This is a genomic window from Sphingomonas tagetis, assembly GCF_024211275.1.
GTDB classification, from domain to species: domain Bacteria; phylum Pseudomonadota; class Alphaproteobacteria; order Sphingomonadales; family Sphingomonadaceae; genus Sphingomonas; species Sphingomonas tagetis.
Window position 1 is genome coordinate 50884 of record NZ_JAMLDX010000004.1, and the last position, 13335, is coordinate 64218.

Annotated in this window: 18 protein-coding genes; 11 read left to right on the plus strand and 7 right to left on the minus strand. The window is 66.3% G+C overall.

All coding sequences use genetic code 11. The annotated features are described in order from the left end of the window. Positions 1-94: 94 nt before the first annotated feature. The 5 genes from argF to queE all read left to right on the plus strand — a co-directional run bounded on the left by argF (position 95) and on the right by queE (position 3810). Entirely contained in the window at positions 95-961 is an 867-nt protein-coding gene (gene argF, locus M9978_RS06680; protein ID WP_254292490.1) for an ornithine carbamoyltransferase, read from the plus strand. A gap of 130 nt (positions 962-1091) precedes the next feature. Beyond that, positions 1092-1991, plus strand: a complete 900-nt coding sequence (locus M9978_RS06685; protein WP_254292233.1) for an Hsp33 family molecular chaperone HslO — start codon at positions 1092-1094, stop codon at positions 1989-1991. Positions 1992-2041: 50 nt separating this feature from the next. Next, a complete protein-coding gene (locus M9978_RS06690; RefSeq protein WP_254292234.1) occupies positions 2042-2452 on the plus strand; it encodes an invasion associated locus B family protein in 411 nt (136 codons plus the stop codon). A gap of 39 nt (positions 2453-2491) precedes the next feature. Beyond that, positions 2492-3181 carry a 7-cyano-7-deazaguanine synthase QueC gene (gene queC / locus M9978_RS06695; protein WP_254292235.1) on the plus strand — a complete coding sequence of 230 codons (690 nt, stop codon included), beginning with the start codon at positions 2492-2494 and terminating at the stop codon, positions 3179-3181. After that, on the plus strand, positions 3178-3810 hold the full coding sequence (queE, locus tag M9978_RS06700) for a 7-carboxy-7-deazaguanine synthase (RefSeq protein WP_254292236.1): 633 nt from the start codon (positions 3178-3180) through the stop codon (positions 3808-3810). Before queC ends, queE begins: the two co-directional genes overlap by 4 nt. Here the strand turns inward: queE and M9978_RS06705 are convergent. From M9978_RS06705 to lipB, 3 genes are all read right to left on the minus strand, one after another. Then, the gene (locus tag M9978_RS06705) at positions 3807-4454 is read right to left on the minus strand and encodes a hypothetical protein (protein ID WP_367305051.1); all 648 of its coding nucleotides are present in this window, start codon (positions 4452-4454) and stop codon (positions 3807-3809) included. The two genes, queE and M9978_RS06705, sit on opposite strands and share 4 nt — an antisense overlap. Before the next feature lie 206 nt (positions 4455-4660). Then, positions 4661-4909 (minus strand): hypothetical protein, encoded by a 249-nt coding sequence (locus tag M9978_RS06710; RefSeq protein ID WP_254292238.1) that lies wholly within the window; start codon positions 4907-4909, stop codon positions 4661-4663. A 92-nt stretch (positions 4910-5001) separates the two neighbouring features. Further along, positions 5002-5688: a lipoyl(octanoyl) transferase LipB gene (gene lipB / locus M9978_RS06715; protein ID WP_254292239.1), complete on the minus strand. Its 687-nt coding sequence runs from the start codon at positions 5686-5688 to the stop codon at positions 5002-5004. Between the two features lie 91 nt (positions 5689-5779). Here lipB and M9978_RS06720 point away from each other — a divergent pair, with 91 nt between their 5' ends. After that, entirely contained in the window at positions 5780-6604 is an 825-nt protein-coding gene (locus tag M9978_RS06720) for a hypothetical protein (protein ID WP_254292240.1), read from the plus strand. Next, on the plus strand, positions 6601-7338 hold the full coding sequence (locus tag M9978_RS06725; RefSeq protein ID WP_254292241.1) for a hypothetical protein: 738 nt from the start codon (positions 6601-6603) through the stop codon (positions 7336-7338). Before M9978_RS06720 ends, M9978_RS06725 begins: the two co-directional genes overlap by 4 nt. Here M9978_RS06725 and M9978_RS06730 read toward each other — a convergent pair. From M9978_RS06730 to M9978_RS06740, 3 genes are read right to left on the minus strand one after another with little or no spacing between them, the layout of a single operon-like run. Beyond that, on the minus strand, positions 7302-7901 hold the full coding sequence (locus M9978_RS06730; protein ID WP_254292242.1) for a GNAT family N-acetyltransferase: 600 nt from the start codon (positions 7899-7901) through the stop codon (positions 7302-7304). The genes M9978_RS06725 and M9978_RS06730 overlap by 37 nt on opposite strands. 13 nt (positions 7902-7914) lie before the next feature. Beyond that, positions 7915-8769: an oxygen-dependent coproporphyrinogen oxidase gene (gene hemF, locus M9978_RS06735; protein WP_254292243.1), complete on the minus strand. Its 855-nt coding sequence runs from the start codon at positions 8767-8769 to the stop codon at positions 7915-7917. Further along, on the minus strand, positions 8766-9215 hold the full coding sequence (locus M9978_RS06740; RefSeq protein ID WP_254292244.1) for a tRNA (cytidine(34)-2'-O)-methyltransferase: 450 nt from the start codon (positions 9213-9215) through the stop codon (positions 8766-8768). Before M9978_RS06740 ends, hemF begins: the two co-directional genes overlap by 4 nt. A 201-nt stretch (positions 9216-9416) precedes the next feature. Here M9978_RS06740 and petA point away from each other — a divergent pair, with 201 nt between their 5' ends. From petA to M9978_RS06760, 4 genes are all read left to right on the plus strand, one after another. After that, on the plus strand, positions 9417-9989 hold the full coding sequence (petA, locus tag M9978_RS06745) for a ubiquinol-cytochrome c reductase iron-sulfur subunit (RefSeq protein WP_254292245.1): 573 nt from the start codon (positions 9417-9419) through the stop codon (positions 9987-9989). A 13-nt stretch (positions 9990-10002) separates the two neighbouring features. Then, positions 10003-11295: a cytochrome b gene (locus tag M9978_RS06750; protein ID WP_254292246.1), complete on the plus strand. Its 1293-nt coding sequence runs from the start codon at positions 10003-10005 to the stop codon at positions 11293-11295. A 14-nt stretch (positions 11296-11309) separates the two neighbouring features. Further along, positions 11310-12164, plus strand: coding sequence for a cytochrome c1 (locus M9978_RS06755; RefSeq protein WP_254292247.1), 855 nt, complete (start codon positions 11310-11312; stop codon positions 12162-12164). Positions 12165-12235: 71 nt separating this feature from the next. Further along, a complete protein-coding gene (locus M9978_RS06760; protein WP_302053842.1) occupies positions 12236-12778 on the plus strand; it encodes an adenine phosphoribosyltransferase in 543 nt (180 codons plus the stop codon). Between the two features lie 68 nt (positions 12779-12846). On the opposite strand, the gene M9978_RS06765 is transcribed toward M9978_RS06760, so the two are convergent. Beyond that, complete coding sequence (locus M9978_RS06765; RefSeq protein ID WP_254292248.1) at positions 12847-13296, minus strand: MaoC family dehydratase; 450 nt, start codon at positions 13294-13296, stop codon at positions 12847-12849. Between the last annotated feature and the right edge of the window lie 39 nt (positions 13297-13335).

Consider the following 13335-nt stretch of genomic DNA (forward strand, 5'->3'; position numbering starts at 1 on the left):
CGACTTCGCTCGGGACGAACGGGAGGGGGAGACTCCCGTGACCTACCGTAATTTCCTTTCGCTTTCCGATGCCGGCGCCGATGGCGTCGCCGCGATGCTGGCCGATGCGATCGACCGCAAGGCGGCGCGCGTCGGCTGGCCCAAGGCGAAGCTCGATGCCGATGCGCCGCTTTCCGGCTATGCGCTCGCGATGGTGTTCGAGAAGAACTCGACCCGTACCCGCGTCAGCTTTGACCTCGCCATCACGCAGCTTGGCGGCGTGCCGATCGTGCTCGATACGGCGACCAGCCAGCTTGGCCGCGGCGAGAGCATCGCGGATACCGCGCGGGTGCTGTCAGGCTATTGCGACGCGATCATGGTGCGCACCGACGATCACGCCAAGCTGCTGGAAATGGCGCATTATGCCAGCGTGCCGGTGATCAACGGGCTGACTGACGACAGCCATCCGTGCCAGATGATGGCCGACCTGCAGACGATCGTGGAGAGCGGCAAGTCGCTGCCCGGCCTGAAGGTCGCCTGGCTCGGCGACGGCAACAACATGCTCGCCTCGCTGATCGAGGCGGCGGGGCTGATGCATTTCGATGTCGTGGCCGCCTGTCCGCAGAGTTTTGCGCCGTCCGACGCGGTGGTCGCGGCCGGGCAGGGTCGGGCGCGGGTGGTGAACGATGCCGCCGAGGCGGTCGCGGGCGCCGATATCGTCATCACCGACACCTGGATCTCGATGGGGCAGGCGCATGCCGAGGCCAAGATGGCGGCGATGTGGCCCTATCAGGTGAACGAGGCGCTGATGGCGCAGGCCAAGCCGGACGCGAAGTTCCTGCACTGCCTGCCCGCGCATCGCGGTGAAGAGGCGACCGATGCGGTGCTCGACGGACCGCAATCGCTGATCTGGCCGGAGGCGGAGAATCGCCTGCATGCGCAAAAGGCGGTGCTGCGCTGGTGCTTCGGGCAGATCGGTTGAAGCGGGCGGGTTCGTCACCATATGGCGGCGAACCCAAAATTGCCGTTCGCTGTGAGCGAAGTCGAGAAGCATTGGCGCCGCAGATACGTGGTGCCTCGACTTCGCTCGGCACGAACGGCGGAGATATGACGTGACTGCCACTCCGGACCTCGATCGCACCGTCAACTTTACCTTGCCGCACCGCCATGCGCGTGGCCGGGTCGCGCGGCTGGGGCCGGTGTTGAACGAGATCCTGTCGGCGCACGCCTATCCGCCGCCGATCGAGCGGGTGATGGCCGAGGCGCTGACGCTGACCGCGTTGCTGGGTTCGACGCTCAAGGATGCGGGCGGGCAGCTGACGTTGCAGGCGCAGACTCAGGGCGGGATCGTCAAGCTGCTGGTGTGCGACTATCGCGGCGGCGAGCTGCGCGGTTATCTGCAATTTGACGAGGAGCGGCTGGCCGAGCTGGGCGACAATCCGTCGCTCTACGCGCTGTTCCACAAGGGGCATCTGGCGATGACCTTCGACCAGGCGGCGACCGGCGAGCGCTATCAGGGGATCGTCCCGCTCGACGGCGAGTCGATCGCCGACGCGGCGGAGAACTACTTCATGCAGTCCGAGCAGATTCCGAGCCTCGTGCGGCTCGGCATGGGGCATGATGCTGACGGCCAGTGCATCGGCGGCGGGCTGTTCCTCCAGCATCTGCCCGAAGGCGAGGAAGGCGGCGAGCGGCTGCATGCGCGCGACGCGCATCCCGAATGGGAGCATGTCGAGGCATTGGGCGGAACGATGGGCGCGGACGAGTTGACCGACCCGTCGCTGCCGCTCGAGACGCTGGTCTGGCGGCTGTTCAACGAAGAAGCGGAAGTGCGCGTGCAGGGCGGTGCGGCGCTGGTGCGCGGCTGCCGCTGCGATGCGGCCTATATTGGGTCGGTTCTGTCCAAATTCACCCCCGACGAGCGCGCCGATATGGCGGAAAATGGCGTGATTACCGTCGATTGTGCTTTCTGCTCGAAGAAGTTCCCGATCACCCTCGACCATGCTGCATGACGTCAATTGTCAGTAATTTTGCAGCCGAATCGTGCTATTAGGGCGACGAAATGAGCAGAATCGGATCGATCCTGACGGCCGTCGTCATGATGGCGACCGGCTTTTCGGCTGCCGCACAGAGCGGCGGACTCGCCGCGCTCGGCAAGATCGAGCGTGGCGAATGGTCGTTGCGCGCGCCGGACGGTTCGACTCGCTCGATCTGCATCACCGATCCGCAAATGCTGCTCCAGCTGCGCCATCGCGGCGTCGCCTGCCAGCGCTTCGTGGTGGAGAATGGCACGATGGGCGGGCGCGTGACGTACAGCTGCCCGGGCGTCGGCAATGGCGACACGCGCATCACCGTCGAGACGCCGCGCCTGATCCGGCTGGAGACTCAAGGGATCAGCCGCGGGCTGCCGTTCACCGAGGAATATGAGGGCCGCCGCACCGGCGCCTGCGCTTCCGCCTCTGCCTCGCGCTGATTCTTGCCGCGCTGCGGCGAAGTCGTTACGCCCAATTCGATGACCGACAGCCGCAAGCTTGCCGTCGCCCTGATCTCGGGCGGTCTCGATTCCTATGTTTCCGCCGCGTGCGCGGTGGCGGACGGCCATCGGCTGCTGGCGCTGTCGATCGACTATAACCAGCGGCACCATGTCGAGCTGGCGGCGGCGCGCCGTATCGCCAGCGTGCTGGGGGCCGAGCGCCATGTGGTGCTGCCGCTCGACCTGTCGCTGTTCGGCGGATCGGCGCTGACCGCGGATATCGACGTGCCCAAAAGCGGGGTAGGGGACGAGATCCCGGTCACCTATGTCCCGGCGCGCAATACGATCTTCCTCAGCCTCGCGCTCGGCTGGGCCGAGGCAGCGGGTGCGCGCGACCTGTATATCGGGGTCAATGCGCTCGATTATTCGGGCTATCCCGACTGCCGGCCCGAATTCATCGCGGGGTTCGAGAAGCTGGCCGAGCTGGCGACCAAGGCCGGGGTGGAGGGCGAGCCGTTCCGCATCCGCGCGCCGCTGGTCGAGATGAGCAAGGCGGACATCGTGCGCAAGGGCATGGAACTGGGCCTCGATCTGGGGCTCAGCTGGTCGTGCTACGATCCCGCGCCGGGCGGCGTGCATTGCGGGCTGTGCGACAGCTGCCGGTTGCGTTCGAAGGGGTTCGAGGAAGCGGGCGTGCCCGATCCGACGCGCTACGCCGCGCCCGCATGACCTATTCGGTCAAGGAGATGTTCCTGACGCTGCAGGGCGAGGGCGTGAATGCCGGCGCGCGTGCGGTGTTCGTGCGCTTTGCCGGGTGCAATTTGTGGTCGGGGCGGGAGGCGGACCGCGCCGCCGCGGTCTGCAAATTCTGTGACACCGATTTCGTCGGCACCGATGGACTGGGCGGGGGCAAGTTCGCCGATGCGGACGCGCTCGCCGATGCCGTCGAAGGGTTCTGGGGCGAAGGGAGCGAGCGCCGCTTCGTGGTGCTGACCGGCGGCGAGCCGATGCTGCAGGTCGACGATGCGCTGGTCGAGGCCTTGCACACGCGCGGCTTCCGCACCGCGATCGAGAGCAACGGCACGCTCCCCGCGCATCCCGGCATCGACTGGGTGTGCATCAGCCCCAAGGCGGGCAGCGAGGTGGTGCAGCGAAGCGGCGACGAGTTGAAGCTCGTCTGGCCGCAGGCAGGCACCGATGTCGCCGCGCTGGAGCAGTGGGATTTCGCCCATTTCCTGGTCCAGCCGATGGACGATGCCAACGCCGCCGCGAACGTGCAGGCGTCGGTCGACTTCGCGATGGCGCGGCCCAAATGGCGGCTGACGCTTCAGGCGCACAAGTCGCTGGGGCTGCGTTAGCGCTTTATGCAGCGCCCCGGTTCGTAAACGCCCTTGCGCCAGCATTTGTCGTTGCCGAACAGCGGATAGTTGATCCATCCGGCGGCTTGCGAGCGGACGACGCTGGGAAATTGCTGTTCGCCCCAGCGCGTCATGCTGTTGCGGATCTCGCCGAGCCGCTCGGCCGCGACTTCGCCGAACTGGCCGCGCGGCGCGAACACCACCTGCTGCGAGACGTCGTCCGCGGTCTGGCAGAAGGTCAACTGCGAATAGACCGCCGAATAGCTCGAATAGACGCGCGTGCCGTACTGATCGAGCGCGGTCTGGCCGGCCTTTGGGGTCTTGGCGGTGCGCATGAAATATTTGGTCAGCGTGGCATAGGAGGCGGTCAGCTCGCCCGAGTGATCCTTGATGATCGCATTGTAGTTGGGCAGCGTCAGCAGCGTCGGCGCGAACTGGCATTGCAGCGCGGCGACGTTGAGCGCGGCGCGCAGGTTCCACACCAAAGCCGCGCGAGTCTCGGCCGGGGTCGCGCCGGGGAATGCCTGGCCGAGAATGCCCGGCTCCATCCCGGTCAGCCGCGGACTCGCAATGTCGGGGCCACGAAAATAGAATTGCGCCGAGGCGGGGGCCGCGCCGGCGAGAAGTGCGGCTGATGCAGCCAAAAACAAACGCGACACTGGCATCCTCAACCCTCTTCCACACGATATCGAATGGTTACCGGTTACGGATTTTTGACTCGCGGCCCAAGCGGTTTTTCGGGCGGATTCGTTTCGGCACCGAACGGAAGCCCTGCAGAACGAGCCTGTGAATCGAAAGGGCCGCCCGTTGCCGGACGGCCCTCGAAACGATGGTAAGTCGCCTGAGCGAATTACATGCCGTTGCTGGCGGTGTCGTTCGCAGCCATGTCGGCCGCCATGCCGGTGTCGTTGCCGGTGGCGCCGTCGACCGCGGTCATGTTGTCGCTGGTGGTGCCGTCGAGCACCGGGTCCGTCGCGTTCACGTCAACGACCGTCGTGTTCTCGGTGGTGACTTCGGTCTTGTCGCCGCATGCCGAAAGCAGCAGCGCCGAGCTGGCGATCAACGAACCGGCAACGGCCTTGGTGAAGAGTGCGCGCATGAATTAGGCTCCCTAGATAACAAAGGACGGGAGCCGGCGTGATCGCAAACTCCCTAATCCGTGGTAGAGTTTAAACGCTTGGGTCCATCGCCTCAACCCCGGATTTTGTCCTGATTGTGGCAGGCCGCATCCGGCCTGGGTTCCAGGTTGGCGAGGAAGGCTGGAAAGGCAATAGCCAGCGCTTCGTCAAAGGTGGCGGGCGAGATGTCTTTTCCCAGCATCGCGGCGCTGGTGACGGGGAATTCGGGCAGGCCGCACGGCACGATCCCGCCGAAATCGGCGAGGTCGGGGGCGAGGTTCACCGAAAAGCCGTGCATCGTCACCCAGCGTTTCACGCGCACGCCGATCGCTCCGATCTTCGCTTCCTGCCCGCCGTCGCGCGTCCAGATGCCGACGCGGCCTTCGGCGCGGAACGAGTCGATGCCGACCTGCGCCAGCGCGGCGATCACCCAGCCTTCGAGCGCGTGGACATAGCAGCGCACATCTTTGGCGCGCCGCGACAGGTCGAGCATGACATAGCCGATCCGCTGGCCCGGCCCGTGATAGGTGTAGCGCCCGCCGCGGCCCGCCGGAAACACCGGGAAGCGCGGGTCGATCAGTTCGGCCGGGTCGGCGCTGGTGCCCGCGGTATAGACCGGCGGGTGTTCGAGCAGCCAGATCAACTCTTCCGCCTCGCCCGCCTGGATCGCGGCGACGCGCGATTCCATCTCGGCGAGCGCCTGCGGATAGGGCACGCGGTCCGCCGCGACGCGCCATTCGATGCCGTGCTTCGATTCCATGCCGCACCCGATGCGCCAACGCGGTTTGCCGCGCAACCATGTGGCGCGCCGCGGTCGGATCGGCTAACAGCTTGGGGCAAGGGGTGTGGCTATGATCAGCATGGGTAGCGTCTGGGATCGGACGGCTGAGTTTCTGAGCGATAATCTGGGTACGATCCTGCCGATCGCGCTGCTCGGCATCTTCGTACCGGCGGTGATCACGGGCAATTTCGCCGAATTGCGGCCGGGCGCGGCGCCCGGTCTGGCGATGGGGCTGGGACTCGGCTCGCTCGCACTGGCGCTGGTTACGTTCTGGGGGCAGCTCGCGATCACGGCGCTGACGCTCGATCCGTCGCATGGCCGCGCCGCGACCGGCGTGGCGACCCGGCGGTTCCCGGCTGCGTTGCTGGTGATGGTCGTGGTGCTGATCGCGGGGCTTGCCGCGTCGATTCCGGTGGGGGTGATCCTCGCCGCGAGCGGAGTCGATGTGGCGGCGATGGCGCAGGACTCGATGCCCGAAATTCCGGCGGCCGCCGCGACCGCCGTTGCGCTCTATGTCCTGATCCTGCTGCCGGTGATGCTGTGGCTGGTGGCGCGGCTTGCGGTGCTGCTGCCGGTGATCGTCGGCGAGGGGCAGGCGCTGGGCGCGATTGCGCGCTCGTGGCGGCTGACGCGCGGCGCGGCGCTCAAGATCGCCGGGGTGATCATTCTCTATGCGGTGGTGTCGATCGTCGCCAATCTCGCCGCGACGACCGCGTTCGGCGCGGTGATGTTCCTGATCGCGGGGCGGGGCGAGGACGGGCTGTCGCTGGCGACGGTGCTGACGACGATTGTCGGCGGGGCGGTTTCGACCGGGTTCACGGTGCTCGGCACGGCGTTCACCGCCAAGCTGTTCGTCGCGCTGCTGCTTCGCGAAGAGGCGGCAAAAGCACAATGAGACTTCCCATCGGCGGCGTCCTCGCTGACGCCGCGGCCCTGTGGCGCGCCGAGCGCGATGTCGTGGCGCGCGTGGCGGGCGTGTTTTTCCTGCTGCCGGTGCTGGCGCTGGCGATGCTGGTCAGCACGTTGCCGGCCATTGCCGATCGGACCAACGAAGAGGCGGTGTTCGCCGCGGTTCGCGCCTTCTATGTCGCGAACTTCGCCTGGCTGTTGCTGGTCAGCCTGGCGCTCGATTTTGGCGGGTTCGCGCTGCTCAGCCTGTTCCTGCGCGGCGGGCGAACGGTCGGCGAATTGTTGACCGCATCGCTGCTGCGGCTGGTGCCGTTCGTGCTGATCGGTTTCCTGACCGGGACGCTGATCAATCTCGGCTTCGCGCTCTATGTGATTCCGGGCCTCTACATTTTCGGGCGCAGCTGGCTGATGGGCGCCGCCTATGCCGCCGAGCCCGAGCGCGGGCTGTTGGCGGCAATCGAGCGCGGCTTCCGGTTGAGCGCGGGGAATGGCTGGCGGATTGCGCTGCTGGGATGCGGTACGGCGGCGATCGCCGGGTCGGCGGCGCTGGTCATGCTGGTCGTGGCGCAGACGCTGACCGCGCTGGCCGGCAATTCGCCCTGGGTGCAGGTGGTGGCGCTGGTCCCCGTCGCGGCGGCCGGCGCGGCGGCTTTCGTCGCCTTCACGCTGGTGCGAGTCGCGATTTACCGCCGGCTGGCGGGATCGAGCAGCGGGACGTGAGGCGCGGCGTCGCGCGGCAGATGGCCTGACAGCCGCGGGTCGGCGAAGGTCTCGACCGAGCGGGCATAGGGGACGAAGCCCGACGCGCGGTAGAAGCCGAGCGCCTTGGGATGGTCGAGCGTGCAGGTGTGGACCCACACCCGGCTGACATCCTTGCGCCACGCGCGGACCAGTGCCTGAGCCATCAGCCAGCGGCCATGACCCTGGCCGGTCAGTTCGGGCACCAGCCCGAAGAAGGACAGCTCGCAGGTGTTCGCCGCCCGAAAATCGAGTTCCAGCAACCCGATCTCGATGCCGCGCGGGTCGCTGACGGCGTAAATCTCGACATTCGCGTCATGGATGATCGCGGTCAGCCGGTCGTCGGCCATCACCAGCCGCGAGAACCACAGCCAGGGCGCGCCGACGCGCTCGAACAGCGTGCGGTATTTGTCGGGCGCGGGCTGGACCCAGCGCACCAGCCGCAGCGGCGATTCGGGCAGCGGGCGGGGGCGCGGCCGCTCGAGCATCTCGAGGCTGGTGACGACCGCTGCGACTTCGCCCGGCCTGACCGCGATCAGGCCCATCAGGACGCCCTTGTCACGACCATGTCGCCAGCGGCGGCAGGCTCATCAGGATCGCGTCGATATTGCCGCCGGTCTTGAGTCCGAACAGCGTGCCGCGGTCATAGACGAGGTTGAACTCGGCATAGCGGCCGCGCCATTCGAGCTGCTGCGCCTTGTCCGCGTCGGTGAACGGCATTGCCATCCGCCGCCGCACGATCCGGGGATAGGCGTCGAGGAAGGCGCGGCCGACATCCTGGGTGAAGGCGAAATTCGCGTCCCAACTGGCGTCGTCATTGCTGTCGAGGTGATCGTAGAAGATGCCGCCGACGCCGCGATGCACCTTGCGGTGCGGGATGTAGAAATAGTCGTCGGCCCATTGCTTGAAGCGCGGATAATGCTCCGGGTCGTGCGTGTCGCACGCGGCGTTGAGCGTGGCATGGAAGTCGGCGGTGTCTTCCTCATAGGGAATCGGCGGGTTCAGGTCCGCGCCGCCGCCGAACCAGCGTTTGGTCGTCACGAGGAAGCGCGTGTTCATGTGCACCGCCGGCACATGCGGGTTGGCCATGTGCGCGACCAGGCTGATGCCGGTAGCAAAGAAGCGCGGGTCCTCGCCCGCGCCGTGGATGGTCTTCGCGAAATCGCCTTCGAAGGTGCCGCCGACGGTCGAGACGTTGACCCCGACCTTTTCGAACACCTTGCCCTTCATCACCCCGCGCACGCCGCCGCCGCCGGGTTCGCCCGAGGGATCGGCGCGGTCCCAGCCGATATAGTCGAACGCGGCGTCCGATCCGGCCTCGCGCTCGATCGCCTCGAACTCGGCGCAGATCGAGTCACGCAGCGATTCGAACCAGGCGCGCGCGCCGGCTTGCTGGGGGTCGAGGTCGATCATTCGGGAAAGCCTTTGGTCTGTCTGAGCGCTTCGGCGAGCGCGATGCCCGCCGAAACCGAAAGGTTCAAGGAGCGCGTGATGGGCCGCATCGGGATTCGCACGCGCAGATCGGCGCGCGCGCGCACGTAATCGGGCGCGCCCGCGCTTTCCGATCCGAACAGCAAAATGTCGCCGGCGGCAAATTGGGTTTCGTCAAATCGCTGCGCGCTTTTGGTGGTGAACAGCACGATGCGCGACGTCACGCTGCCCAGAAACGCGTCCCAATTGGCATGCCGCGCGATCCGCACATGATCGATATAGTCCATCCCCGCCCGCGCGACGCGCTTGTCGTCCCAGGCGAATCCCATCGGTTCGATCAGATCGACCGGTGTGTCGAAACACGCGCCGATCCGCAGGACGGCGCCGACATTTCCGGCGATATCGGGCTGGAACAGGGCAATGCGCATGGCTGTCCCGATAGGGCAGGGCGCACACATGCCACAAGAGCGTCAAAAAGGCGGTTGGCAAACGCGGTATGTGGCGTCTATCAGGCCGCCAGCCACCGGGGGCACCGGGGGTTCTGGCGTGGCGTTCCTGCGTCCCGCCGCATCCGGTTTTCGAAGGCGCATAAAGCGTCTCGGTGTTTTTTGAAGTGCAAGGGCTGATGCATGGCAACGCTTGATGAAGCTGTTCCCCCCGGTGAAGCGCATGACGCGCCCGCCGATCCCCGCCGCCGCGACTATCTGTCGATCGGCGCGGTGGCGTTCGCGGGCGTGGGCGCCGGCGTGGTGGCGCTTCCGCTGATCAACCAGATGAGCCCGTCGGCCGACGTGCTGGCACAGTCGACCACCGAGCTCGACGTCTCGGCGATCCAGCCCGGCCAGTCGATCAAGTCGACCTTCCGCAAGCAGCCGCTGTTCGTGCGCAACCTGACGCCGAAGGAAATCGCCGAGGCCGATGCGGTGCCGGTGAGCGACCTGCGCGATCCCGAGACGCTCGCGCAGCGCACCAAGGAAGGCAAGGCGAACTGGCTGATCACGCTGGGCGTGTGCACCCATCTCGGCTGCGTGCCGCTGGGCGCGGGCGAGGGCGAGAACAAGGGGCCGTTCGGCGGCTATTTCTGTCCGTGCCATGGCTCGGCCTATGACACCGCCGGGCGCATCCGCAGCGGTCCCGCGCCGTCGAACCTCGCGGTTCCGGATTACGAATTCATTTCCGACACCGTCGTTCGGGTCGGCTGAGGGGCATCAGGCAATGAGCTTTCCCTGGGCAAAGCAGTACGAACCGAAGCACCCGCTGATGAAGTGGGTCGACGATCGTCTCCCGCTTCCGCGCTTCGTCTATAACGCGGTCGGCGCCGGCTATCCGGTCCCGCGCAACCTCAACTATTTCTGGAACTTCGGCGTGCTCGCCGGGATGTTCCTGGCGGTGCAGATCGTCACCGGCATCGTGCTGGCGATGCACTATGCCGCCAATGCCGGCATCGCCTTCGACAGCGTCGAGCACATCATGCGTGACGTGAACGCCGGCTGGTTCCTGCGCTATGCGCACGCCAACGGCGCGTCGATGTTCCTGCTGGTGGTGTACATCCATATCGCCCGCGGCCTGTGGTACGGTTCGTACAAGGCGCCGCGCGAGATGGTGTGGCTGCTCGGCGTGGTTATCTTCCTGCTGATGATGGCGACCGCGTTCATGGGCTACGTCCTTCCCTGGGGGCAGATGAGCTTCTGGGGCGCGCAGGTGATCACCGGCTTCTTCTCCGCCATTCCCGGCGTGGGCGAGACGATCCGCGTGTGGCTGCTGGGCGGCTTCGCGCCGGACAATGCCGCGCTCAACCGCTTCTTCTCGCTCCATTATCTGCTGCCGTTCGTGATCGCCGGCGTGGTCATCCTCCACATCTGGGCGCTGCACATTCCGGGTTCGTCGAACCCGACCGGCGTCGAGGTGAAGAGCGAGCAGGATACCGTGCCGTTCCACCCCTATTACACCGCCAAAGATGGCGTGGGCGTGGGCGTGGCGCTGATCGTGTTCGCGGCGCTGATCTTCTTCGCGCCGAACCTGCTCGGCCATCCGGACAACTACATCCCGGCCAACCCGCTCTCGACCCCGGCGCACATCGTGCCGGAGTGGTACTTCCTGCCCTTCTACGCGATCCTCAAGTCGTTCACCTTCGACTTCCTGTGGATCCCGGCGAAGCTGTGGGGCGTGCTGGCGATGTTCGCGTCGATCCTGCTGCTGTTCTTCCTGCCGTGGCTCGACACCTCGCCGGTGCGGTCGGCCAACTATCGCCCGACCTACCGCATCTTCCTGTGGGTGCTGCTCGTCGACGTGATCGTGCTCGGTTATATCGGCGGTGCGTCGCCGACCCCGTCGGTGATCCTGATTGGACAGCTCGCCTCCACTTACTATTTCGCACACTTCCTGCTGATCCTGCCGATCGTGTCGATGATGGAGCGGCCGCGGCCGTTGCCGAATTCGATCACCGAAGCGGTGCTCGCGGGCAAGGGTGGCACGTCGCCGGCGCAGACCGCGCTCGCGGCTGAATAAGGGGCTGAATTAACATGGTTCGCATTCTCGGCGGCTTGGTTGGCCTCGGCTTCGTCCTCGCCCTGCTGCTCGGCATCTACGACACGGTGTCGAACTGGATCAAAACCCCACCCGCGGCGACCGCGGAGCACGAGTTCCACGAGCATCCGCGCAAGGCCGGCTTCTCGTTCGAGGGCGTGTTGGGCAAATATGACAACCGCCAGCTGCAGCGCGGTCTGCAGGTGTACAAGGAAGTCTGCGCCGCGTGCCACTCGCTGCGTCTGGTGTCGTTCCGCGACCTCGAGGCGATCGGCTATAGCGAAGGCCAGGTGAAGACCATCGCCAAGGGCTTCCAGGTGCCGTCGATCAACCCGGAGACGGGTGAGCCGGCGACCCGCGACGGCCTGGCCTCGGACCGCTTCCCGCTGGTCTATGCCAACGACGTCGCAGCGCGCGCCGCCAACAATAACGCGATCCCGCCCGACCTGTCGCTGATGGCGAAGGCGCGTCACGACGGCCCGAACTACATCTACTCGCTGCTGACCGGCTACAAGGCGCAGGAAGGCTATAAGAACGAGAAGGGCGAGGAACTGCTCAAGCAGTTCCCGGATACGAAGACCCCGCAGGGCCTTCACTTCAACCCCTATTTCGCGACGCTGAACCTGGCGATGGCGCAGCCGATCAAGGATGGTCAGGTGACCTATTCCGACGGCACCGCGGCGACCGCCGACAATTACGCCAAGGACGTCGCGGCGTTCCTGATGTGGTCGGCCGAGCCCAAGCTGGGCGCGCGCAAGACCGCGGGTCTCGCGACGCTGATCTTCCTCGTGATCTTCTGCTTCCTCGCTTATGGCGCCAAGAAGCAGATCTGGCGGGGCGTGAAGGATTGAGGCCAACCGCCTGACGGTTTTCTCAAACGGCCCGGGAAGCGATTCCCGGGCCGTTTTTTTGTGAGGAGCAATTGGTGACCGCACCGAACGACGATCTCGCCGCGCTGATCCGCACGATCCCGGACTTCCCCAAGCCGGGGATCATGTTCCGCGACATCACCACGCTGCTGCTCGACCCCGCCGGCTTCGCGCGCAGCATCGAGCGCATCGTCGAGGGGGTGGACGGCCCGGTCGATCTCGTCGCCGGGATCGAGGCGCGCGGCTTCATCTTCGCCGCGCCGGTCGCGGTGGCGCTGGGGGCAGGCGTGCTGCTGTTGCGCAAGGACGGCAAGCTGCCCGGCGCGACCATCGCCGAGGATTATGCGCTGGAGTACGGCACCGACCGTATCGCGATCCACGCCGACGCCTTCGCGCCCGGCGCGCGCGTGCTGCTGATCGACGACCTCATCGCCACCGGCGGCACGGCCCGCGCGGCGGTGCGGCTGCTACGCAAGGCCGCGGCGCAGGTGACTCAGGCGGCGTTCGTGATCGACCTGCCCGAGCTGGGCGGCGCGGACTCGCTGCGGGTAGAGGGGATCGAAGTGAACGCGCTGGTGGCGTTCGCGGGGCACTAGCCGCTTTCTTCGTGCGAGCGAACGCGCGCGACCGCCAAATTCCACTGACCGTTCGTGTCGAGCGAAGTCTAGGGCTGTGGCCGCCGCGCGATCAGGCCGCGCGCGATGAAGCTCAGCACCGGCTCGTCATGCTGGTTGAACACCGTCATCCGCGCGCGCGTGCTGCCCATTTCGGGGCGCTTCTCGGACGCCTTCTTCGCGAGCAGCTCATTCTCGCAGCGCAGCGTGTCGCCCGGGAAGACCGGCTTGAGCCAGCGCAGTTCATCGACTCCCGCCGCACCAAGGCTGGCCTGCGGGTTTTCCTTCATCCATTCGACGAACATCGACATCGTCATCGCGCAGGTGTGCCAGCCACTCGCCGACATCCGCCCGAAATGAGTCCGTGCCGCCGCCTCGTCGGAAAGGTGGAACGGCTGGGGGTCGTATTTCGCCGCGAATTCCAGCACTTCCTCGCGCGTCACGGGATAGCTGCCAAAGCTCGCCTTGGCGCCGACTTCGAGATCTTCGAAATATCGCATGAAGGTGAGTTTCGTGCTGAAACTGGATTTTTGCAAGCT

Bases quoted from the DNA above. Each gene is read 5' to 3' on its own strand.
- lipB (WP_254292239.1), bottom strand. From the start codon at position 5,688: ATGGAATCGAAGCACGGCATCGAATGGCGCGTCGCGGCGGACCGCGTG.
- M9978_RS06690 (WP_254292234.1), top strand. From the start codon at position 2,042: ATGAGCAGAATCGGATCGATCCTGACGGCCGTCGTCATGATGGCGACC.
- M9978_RS06720 (WP_254292240.1), top strand. From the start codon at position 5,780: ATGATCAGCATGGGTAGCGTCTGGGATCGGACGGCTGAGTTTCTGAGC.
- M9978_RS06755 (WP_254292247.1), top strand. From the start codon at position 11,310: ATGGTTCGCATTCTCGGCGGCTTGGTTGGCCTCGGCTTCGTCCTCGCC.
- petA (WP_254292245.1), top strand. From the start codon at position 9,417: ATGGCAACGCTTGATGAAGCTGTTCCCCCCGGTGAAGCGCATGACGCG.
- argF (WP_254292490.1), top strand. From the start codon at position 95: ATGCTGGCCGATGCGATCGACCGCAAGGCGGCGCGCGTCGGCTGGCCC.
- M9978_RS06725 (WP_254292241.1), top strand. From the start codon at position 6,601: ATGAGACTTCCCATCGGCGGCGTCCTCGCTGACGCCGCGGCCCTGTGG.
- queE (WP_254292236.1), top strand. From the start codon at position 3,178: ATGACCTATTCGGTCAAGGAGATGTTCCTGACGCTGCAGGGCGAGGGC.
- M9978_RS06730 (WP_254292242.1), bottom strand. From the start codon at position 7,901: ATGGGCCTGATCGCGGTCAGGCCGGGCGAAGTCGCAGCGGTCGTCACC.
- queC (WP_254292235.1), top strand. From the start codon at position 2,492: ATGACCGACAGCCGCAAGCTTGCCGTCGCCCTGATCTCGGGCGGTCTC.
- hemF (WP_254292243.1), bottom strand. From the start codon at position 8,769: ATGATCGACCTCGACCCCCAGCAAGCCGGCGCGCGCGCCTGGTTCGAA.
- M9978_RS06710 (WP_254292238.1), bottom strand. From the start codon at position 4,909: ATGCGCGCACTCTTCACCAAGGCCGTTGCCGGTTCGTTGATCGCCAGC.
- M9978_RS06750 (WP_254292246.1), top strand. From the start codon at position 10,003: ATGAGCTTTCCCTGGGCAAAGCAGTACGAACCGAAGCACCCGCTGATG.
- M9978_RS06765 (WP_254292248.1), bottom strand. From the start codon at position 13,296: ATGCGATATTTCGAAGATCTCGAAGTCGGCGCCAAGGCGAGCTTTGGC.
- M9978_RS06740 (WP_254292244.1), bottom strand. From the start codon at position 9,215: ATGCGCATTGCCCTGTTCCAGCCCGATATCGCCGGAAATGTCGGCGCC.